Annotated in this window: 2 protein-coding genes; both read left to right on the top strand. The window is 37.4% G+C overall.

The genetic code is table 11. The features are described 5' to 3' along the window. Positions 1-15 precede the first annotated feature (15 nt). Positions 16-2,859, top strand: a complete 2,844-nt coding sequence (locus JZY04_RS20685) for a SusC/RagA family TonB-linked outer membrane protein (protein ID WP_122141539.1) — start codon at positions 16-18, stop codon at positions 2,857-2,859. A gap of 21 nt (positions 2,860-2,880) precedes the next feature. Further along, a complete protein-coding gene (locus JZY04_RS20690; RefSeq protein ID WP_122141540.1) occupies positions 2,881-4,383 on the top strand; it encodes a RagB/SusD family nutrient uptake outer membrane protein in 1,503 nt (500 codons plus the stop codon). Positions 4,384-4,846: the final 463 nt, after the last annotated feature.

The raw sequence follows: 4,846 nt of genomic DNA on the forward strand, positions 1-4,846 counted from the left end.
AGTTCTGCAAAGACTTTGCAAATTTCGTATATTGGTATGCAAACTGTTGAGGTAGCAATTAAACCAGTTGTGAAAATTATATTAAAATCAGATACCGAAATTCTCGATGAGGTAGTGGTGACAGGATATGGTACATTTAAAAAATCGACTTTCACAGGTGCAGCATCCACAATGGCCACTGAAAAATTGCAAGATATCCCCACTATGGCTGTAGAAGATAAACTTGCAGGTTCTATCCCGGGAGTACAAATCAGTTCCTATTCAGGTGCACCGGGAGCTACAACATCCGTGCGTATTCGTGGAATGGGTTCTATGAATGCAGGGAATGATCCTTTATATGTAATTGATGGCACCCCAGTACAATCAGGAAATATTAGCGCTTTTAATACTCCCAATACAGGTGAAGGATATAATAGTACCGGTACCAACGTATTGGCTACCTTAAATAGTAATGATATAGAGTCAATTACGGTCATCAAAGATGCAGCGGCTGCCTCACTTTACGGTTCACGTGCTGCTAATGGTGTTATTGTGATCACAACTAAGAGGGGATCCACAGGAAAAACTCAATTTAATTTTCGTAGTGACTGGGGATTCTCCAATATAGCAGTCAATTACCGTCCGACTCTTAGTGGAGATGATCGTCGTGAATTGATTAAGTTTGGTCTAAAGAATTATTATATGGATGAAGAGGGGATGACTGCAGCCCAGGCTGAAGTTGCTTTAGAAGATGATATTGATACTTTTGCTGCAAAACCAGTTGGCGGTTGGACAAATTGGAAAGATATCTTGTTCAAAAATGGTAGTCACCAGAATTATGAAATCAGTGCTCAAGGTGGAACAGAGAAGACGAAATTTTATACATCTTTGGCTTACACTAAACAAGAAGGAATTACTGAACGTTCGGGTTTAGAACGCATGACAGGTAATGCAAATCTATCTCATGAAACAGGACGTGTAAGATTAGAAGCTTCTACTTTATTTTCACGTATTCATCAGAATATGACTAACGAAGGAACTTCTTTTGCCAGTCCTATTATGAATGCTTTTTGGACAGCGTCACCTTCTGTCGTTCCCTATAATGAAGATGGAACCTTCAGTTCTAATTTTCCTTTGACGAATGGCGCAAACCCGGTCCAAACACGTACTTATAATTATGATCGTAATGATATTACACGTTCATTTAATACATTGACAGCTACTGTTACTCTTTGGGATGAGTTAAAGTTACGTGAAAAAATAGCCTTTGATTATACTTCTTCAATTGAATCTGTATGGTGGGATCCTCGTAGTATGGACGGACGTTCTTCCAATGGAGTATTTCAGCGTTATAATCGTACACTGGAAACATTGACAACCCAGACCCAGCTAACTTACATCAAGACATTTGGCCAAAAACATAACTTGGATGCTTTATTGGGGTTTGAAACAGAAGACTTCACGGATATTTGGGTGTATACTCATGGTTCTCAATATCCTGGTTACAAGAATGAAATTGCAAATGCAGGAGAAACCTCTTCTAATAGTAACCGTGATAAATCGCGTTTAACTTCTTTTTTGGGGCGTGTGAATTATAATTTTGATAATAAGTATTATGCAGGGGTCAGTTACCGCCGTGATGGAAGTTCCCGTTTAGCAAGAAATAATCGTTGGGGAGACTTTTGGTCTGTATCCGGATCTTGGAGATTTATGCAAGAGTCATTTATGGAATCTATCAGAAATGTAATGACTGATGGTAAACTTCGTTTGTCGTATGGGGTAAATGGGACACAACCCAGTACTTATTATAGTTATATGACTAATATGTATAGGGCTGGACAAATTTATAATGGACAATCGGGTATGGGAATTATTGGCATCGGGAGTCCTAATTTGAAATGGGAAAAGAATAAAGCTTTTAACCTTGGATTAGACGTGACTTTATGGGAACGTCTGAGTCTAACTGTGGATTATTATACACGTAAAACAAGTGATTTGTTAATGAATAAACGGATCTCTTATGTTCCAGGTTATTATGATCCAATCAGTTTTGCTCCGACAGCTTTGCAGAATGTAGGTTCTCTGGAAAATGAGGGTATCGAGTTTAGTTTATCCTCAACTAATCTGCAGACTCAGGATCTGATCTGGACAACGACCTTTAACATTGGGCATAATAAGAATAAATTGGTTAAACTGGATGGTATCCAAACGGATGAAATAGACGGTGCGTTGATACATCGTGTAGGTGAACCATACTATTCCTATTATATGTTCGAATATGCAGGTGTCGATCCCAAAACAGGTAATGAAATGTATTATAAAAACAACGGCACTAATGAAACCACAACCCTGACTTCTGAAGCTCAGAAAGTCATTGTTGGACATCATGATCCGAAAGTAGAAGGCGGATTAACAAATTTCTTAAAATGGAAATTTATTGATCTTAATCTGACACTAACTTATTCTTTAGGGGGTAAAGCCGTAGATTATGCAACCTGGTTACATGACAACGGTGGCACTTATACATCTTATGGGGCTATTCCTTCATACTATAAATTGGAAGATATGTGGAAAAAAGAGGGAGATAATGCTAAATTGCCTAAATTCAAATATGGGAACTCACGCGTACTTTCATCGCGTTGGTTAATGCCTACTGACTATCTTCGTTTGAAAAATCTGTCATTAGGATTTTCTGCACCCAAGAATCTTTTATCTAAAATGGGAATTTCCAAGGCGAGAGTTTATTTCTCTGCTAACAACTTGCTAACTTGGAAATCAAAGGACTTGTTAGTTGATCCGGAAATGCCTGTAGATGGCTTGTGTACGTTCGAAATGCCTGCATTAAGAACGTATACATTCGGTATAGAAATTGGTTTTTAATAATTAAAAAAGAAAATAAGTATGAAGAATACAATATATAAAGCATTAATAGCTATTACTTTAACGGTTGGCATGTCTTCGTGTGTCAATAATTGGCTGGACGTAGAACCAGGCAACCAGGTGGAAGCAGATGAAGCTGTTACTACGAGTGCTGACCTCTCTTCTGTACGTGCTGGAATGTATCAAATGATTAAGGGAACTAGCGATTTCAACGATTATTATGCTGCTCGTATGTTATATTATGGAGAGGTAAGAGGCGAAGATATGCAGACAGAAAAATCCGGCAGCCGTTCTCAATTGAGTTATGACATGACTTATTCAACTGCGGACAATGCACCTGATATCTGGCAAACGCCTTATGTTATTATTGGACGTGCCAACCGAATTATTGAAGCAGCAGAAAGTGGAAAACTGGCTGATAAGGAAGAAGCAGCGGATATCATTGCTCAGTATGCAGCAGAAGCAAAAGTAGCCCGGGCTATGGCACATTTTGATTTGGTACGTGTGTATGGTAAAACCTATACTGCTCCTGGAGCACCTGCTTCATTGGGTGTTCCTGTAGTTACTATGGTATTGGATTCAGATAGCAAATTGCCCCGAAATACAGTAGAAGAGGTTTATACGCAAGCTATCAAAGACTTGGTTGATGCTATTAACTCAGGATATCTTGCTAAAGATAAGACTCAGGGGTATATCAATGAATGGGCAGCAAAAGCCTTGCTTACCAGAATCTATCTGACTAAAGGTGATAACGAGAATGCACTCAAAGTTGCTGAAGATATTATAACCAATTCTCCATATAAACTTTGGACTAATGAAGAATATGTTGCCGCATGGAGCAAAATCAGTGGAGTTCATTCTAACGAAATGCTTTTTGAAATAGCCATTACTGGTTCTACAGACTGGACAGATCGTGAGGGTATCGCCTACCTATATAATGAGGATGGATATGCAGACGTAATTGCAACTAAAAAGTTTCTCGATTTGTTAAATGAAGATCCGAAGGATGTACGCTTAGGTGTATTTTTAGCTCCAACAACTAAGGATTTCCAGAAGTTGTATGGGACAAATACAGTCTTTTTAAATAAATATCCTGCAGATGGGTTAAGTGATTTACGTTATAACAATGTTCCGTTGCTTCGTTTGTCAGAAGTATACTTAAATGCAGCTGAGGCTGCTGCCAAATTAGGCAATCAGAATGATAAAGCTGTAAAGTATTTAGATGCTATTGTAAAACGTGCTAATCCGGCTAACACAGTGCAGGGTACAATTGTTACGGTTGATAGGGTTTTATTGGAAAGAAGAAAAGAATTGATAGGCGAAGGACACCGTTTTTTTGATGCGATGCGTAATAATGAAACTATAGTTCGTTATACATCTAAAGAAGATCAGGGATGGCAACAAGCATTAAAAGAGGAAGTACGCAGTTTTAACCGTGATTTCTACAAGACTTTATTACCAATCCCACAAAATGAAATAGATGCCAATCCAGCAATGAAAGATCAACAAAATATCGGATATTAATCTAAAGTAGTAAAATTTATACAATGAACCCACTACGAGTGAAACTACTTGTAGTGGGTTTGTTATTTGTATCTGTCGTTCAAGAATCTAAAAGGATAATACAGGAAAAAATTAAACTTATCTTTTATCTGGAAAGTGATTAAAAAACAAAAAATGATATTTTGAGGATTTAGATCAAAAATATGTACATACAAAAAACGGAATTTACTTGGAGAAGCGAAATGGTAGAATAACGACCAAAGCTTATTGCTTATATAACACTGATTGACATTATCTTATATGCTTATTATGAGGGAGATATAATAAAACATATAATAACTTTGGCTTCTTAGTATTTTTATATTTGACTGATTATTAAATTATTGATATAGAGAACAGACATGTATACCAAGTTCATGCACTGTTTATAACACGCACATTATAAGCGTTTTAGCAAACACTACAGTTCTGCAAAGACTTTGCA

The sequence above is a fragment of the Bacteroides sp. 11BF genome, assembly GCF_019633765.1.
GTDB lineage: Bacteria > Bacteroidota > Bacteroidia > Bacteroidales > Bacteroidaceae > Bacteroides > Bacteroides hominis.